Annotated in this window: 2 protein-coding genes, 14 tRNA genes and 1 rRNA gene; all 17 read left to right on the top strand. The window is 50.1% G+C overall.

Going from position 1 to position 3,185, the window contains the following annotated elements; genetic code table 11:
- A 5S ribosomal RNA gene (rrf, locus tag ACFO8Q_RS23905) occupies positions 1–70 on the top strand; the annotation flags it as partial.
- A 39-nt stretch (positions 71–109) separates the two neighbouring features.
- Positions 110–198, top strand: a tRNA-Ser gene (locus ACFO8Q_RS03410).
- Between the two features lie 5 nt (positions 199–203).
- Positions 204–291: transfer RNA gene (locus ACFO8Q_RS03405), tRNA-Leu, on the top strand.
- Between the two features lie 20 nt (positions 292–311).
- Positions 312–388: transfer RNA gene (locus ACFO8Q_RS03400), tRNA-Pro, on the top strand.
- A 15-nt stretch (positions 389–403) separates the two neighbouring features.
- Positions 404–479, top strand: a tRNA-Lys gene (locus ACFO8Q_RS03395).
- Between the two features lie 76 nt (positions 480–555).
- Positions 556–630 (top strand) — tRNA-Gly (locus tag ACFO8Q_RS03390).
- A gap of 54 nt (positions 631–684) precedes the next feature.
- Positions 685–760 (top strand) — tRNA-Ala (locus ACFO8Q_RS03385).
- A 9-nt stretch (positions 761–769) separates the two neighbouring features.
- Positions 770–844, top strand: a tRNA-Asn gene (locus ACFO8Q_RS03380).
- Between the two features lie 5 nt (positions 845–849).
- A tRNA-Thr gene (locus tag ACFO8Q_RS03375) sits at positions 850–925 on the top strand.
- A 41-nt stretch (positions 926–966) separates the two neighbouring features.
- A tRNA-Glu gene (locus tag ACFO8Q_RS03370) sits at positions 967–1,043 on the top strand.
- A gap of 96 nt (positions 1,044–1,139) precedes the next feature.
- A tRNA-Val gene (locus tag ACFO8Q_RS03365) sits at positions 1,140–1,215 on the top strand.
- A gap of 29 nt (positions 1,216–1,244) precedes the next feature.
- Positions 1,245–1,320 (top strand) — tRNA-Met (locus ACFO8Q_RS03360).
- A 5-nt stretch (positions 1,321–1,325) separates the two neighbouring features.
- A tRNA-Asp gene (locus ACFO8Q_RS03355) sits at positions 1,326–1,402 on the top strand.
- Between the two features lie 146 nt (positions 1,403–1,548).
- A tRNA-Thr gene (locus tag ACFO8Q_RS03350) sits at positions 1,549–1,624 on the top strand.
- Between the two features lie 228 nt (positions 1,625–1,852).
- Positions 1,853–1,935 (top strand) — tRNA-Leu (locus tag ACFO8Q_RS03345).
- Between the two features lie 162 nt (positions 1,936–2,097).
- Positions 2,098–2,784 carry a tyrosine-type recombinase/integrase gene (locus ACFO8Q_RS03340; RefSeq protein ID WP_380024296.1) on the top strand — a complete coding sequence of 229 codons (687 nt, stop codon included), beginning with the start codon at positions 2,098–2,100 and terminating at the stop codon, positions 2,782–2,784.
- A complete protein-coding gene (locus ACFO8Q_RS03335; protein WP_380024295.1) occupies positions 2,762–3,037 on the top strand; it encodes a tyrosine-type recombinase/integrase in 276 nt (91 codons plus the stop codon). Before ACFO8Q_RS03340 ends, ACFO8Q_RS03335 begins: the two co-directional genes overlap by 23 nt.
- Positions 3,038–3,185 lie beyond the last annotated feature (148 nt).

Below are 3,185 nucleotides of genomic sequence, written 5' to 3'. Positions count from 1 at the left end.
ACGGAAGTTAAGCTCTCCAGCGCCGATGGTACTTGGGCACGAGCCCTGGGAGAGTAGGTCGTTGCTAGGCTGCTTTGTTTTCTCTATGATACAATGGAATAGCGTTTACGGAGGGATACCGAAGTGGTCATAACGGGGCGGTCTTGAAAACCGTTAGGGTGCAAGCCCACGGGGGTTCGAATCCCTCTCCCTCCGCCATAAATGCTCGAATGGCGGAATAGGCAGACGCAACAGACTTAAAATCTGTCGGGAGGATCTCCCGTGCCGGTTCAAGTCCGGCTTCGAGCACCAGTTATCCCCAAAAGACACTTCGGAGCATGGCGCAGCTTGGTAGCGCGCTTGGCTTGGGACCAAGAGGTCGCAGGTTCGAATCCTGCTGCTCCGACCATGGTTAGCTGAGTATGAGCCATTAGCTCAGTCGGTAGAGCACCTGACTTTTAATCAGGGTGTCGATGGTTCGAGTCCATCATGGCTCACCATTCATGTGATTTCCGTGGTCTCCACGAAGGGCTCGGAAGTCACTTCGAAGCTTCACGTCACTTCGTGGGGCGATGTGCGGAAGTAGCTCAGCGGTAGAGCATCGCCTTGCCAAGGCGAGGGCCGCGGGTTCGATCCCCGTCTTCCGCTCCAGCTATCATCATCTCTGCAAATTTTTTCCTTTGCAGTCTTGTTTTGATGGCGTTTGGGGATATAGCTCAGTTGGTAGAGCACCTGCCTTGCAAGCAGGGGGTCAGCGGTTCGAATCCGCTTATCTCCACCAGTTGATCGTTCCTCGATAGCTCAGCGGTAGAGCATCCGGCTGTTAACCGGAGGGTCGTAGGTTCGAACCCTACTCGAGGAGCCATCCATGCTTCCATAGCTCAGTCGGCAGAGCGCATCCATGGTAAGGATGAGGTCACCAGTTCGATTCTGGTTGGAAGCTCCAGAGAAATCCCTCCATCGTGATGATGGTGGACATACTCCTTCGGCGCGTTGGAGAAGCGGCTTAACTCACCGCCCTTTCAAGGCGGCATTCACGGGTTCGAATCCCGTACGCGTCACCATATAAAGCTCGGAATCTTTCTAGTGATTTTCCGGGTCCCCATCAAAGTACTCGGTGTTGCTGCAACGCTTCGCTTCACTTTGATGGGCCCGTATCCGGAGGCTTAGCTCAGCTGGGAGAGCATCTGCCTTACAAGCAGAGGGTCGGCGGTTCGATCCCGTCAGCCTCCACCATTCACCTCATTGAGCAAATGAGGTACTATCGCGGGGTGGAGCAGTTGGTAGCTCGTCGGGCTCATAACCCGAAGGCCGCAGGTTCAAGTCCTGTCCCCGCAACCAACAATGGAGCTGTGGTGTAGTGGCCTAACATGCCCGCCTGTCACGCGGGAGACCGCGGGTTCGAATCCCGTCAGCTCCGCCATTTTCTTCTCGAATTCTCTATGAGGGATTCGAACCGGGTTCGTCGAAGGTCCGCCACCTTAGCGCTACTTCTCAGCCGGGAGTTTATCTCCGCATCCCGTCAGGTTCTCGACTTTTTTTAACCACTACGAGGGATCGTCAAAACTTGCCAGCGTAGCTCAGCAGGTAGAGCAACTGACTTGTAATCAGTGGGTCGCGGGTTCGATTCCTGTCGCTGGCTCCACAAATTGAAAATTTTCTTTTGTACACATAGAACGTTCTTGCGAACTTGCAGGAACGTTTTTCTATGCCTCATATGGCTCGGTTCATTCCTGGATACACAGAATTACCTCTTGCAAAACATGGTCTACTCGTGCTACTATCTTAAACGTCCGCACTACACAGAGTTAATGAAAAAACAATCTAGAGAGTAGCCGACAGGATTCAAAACGCAGGTAAAACAAAACAGTAAGCGGATGTGGCGGAATTGGCAGACGCACTGGATTTAGGTTCCAGCGGGCGACCGTGGGGGTTCAAGTCCCTCCATCCGCACCAATTTGTCAGTTATGACGCGGTTTTCAGCGTTTCGACAACTTTGAAAATATGCGTACAAAAACGAATAGTCCAGTGAAGCTGAACGAGGATTCACAGACGCACTGGACTGATGGTTGAACGTTAGCCCTTCTAATTGCCAACGGCAAATGGAGGGTTTTTATTATGGCAAAGAAGCGAATAACCAACATTCAAACTGTTACTTGCACATGGGAAGAAGCGTTCAAGGAATTTTTACTGTGGAAGAAGGCACAGGGTATAAGCGAAACGACACTCAAAGATTACCGGGGTCATGTCAAAAGTTTCTTCAAACGGTTTCCTGACTGCTGGCAAGAACCGAACTTGAAGAAATCTGTTTTGGAGTACATGGCGGATGATGTGAAGCCTGCGACATTCAATTTGCGTTTGGCGTATCTGAGGGCGTTTTTTGACTGGTGTGTAGGGGAAAGATATCTACAGGACAATCCGCTTCAAGGAATCAAAAAGCGTAAGGCACAGCCAAGAATTGTTGACATTCCGCAGGAAAAATTACAGAAGCTGCTCACTTTACCCGACCAGAGAACATTTTCGGGCTTACGTGATTACGCTCTGATTTGCTTGACGTTGGACACAGGGATAAGACCGAAGGAAGCCTTTCAATTGACTGTTGAGGACATTGACCTTCAACACATGAAAGTAACCGTTCCTGCCGAAGTAGCGAAGACCAGAACGGCAAGAAGCATAGACATTACGCCTACAACTGCCGAAGTCATACGAAAACTAATGAATGTGCGTCCCGATTGGTGGGGTGTTGATGTTCCGATATTTTGTTCAAACGAGGGCAACACCGTTGAACCGTCATTCGTGGGGTGACCGTTTGGAAATGTATAGTGAACAGCTTGGATTCAAAATCAGACCGTATGACCTACGGCATTGTTTTGCGTTGTGGTTCCTACGCAACGGCGGTAACGCCTTTGGCTTGCAAAGCACAATGGGGCATACGGATATGAGCATGACGAAACGGTACGTTCACCTGACGGGACAAGACCTGAAAGAAATGCACCGTAAAGCAAGCCCGTTAAATACGTTGTTGCCCAAGAAGAAAACACGTATGAGAAATATTTGATGTGTGAATATTGAAAAGTCCTTTTTCACCTTCTTATACCGTTCCTGTTATATCGTTCCTGCAAATCATGTAGGAACGTTTTTCTTGTGCGCCACGCATGGCGATTAACTAGGTGGTGAAAGTCCACTGTGGGGGTTTGTAGTTACCA

This window comes from Effusibacillus consociatus, from assembly GCF_042652925.1.
Classification (GTDB): Bacteria; Bacillota; Bacilli; order Tumebacillales; family Effusibacillaceae; genus Effusibacillus; species Effusibacillus consociatus.
The sequence above is the reverse complement of the archived record's forward strand: the minus strand, read 5'-3'. Positions and strand labels throughout refer to the sequence as shown.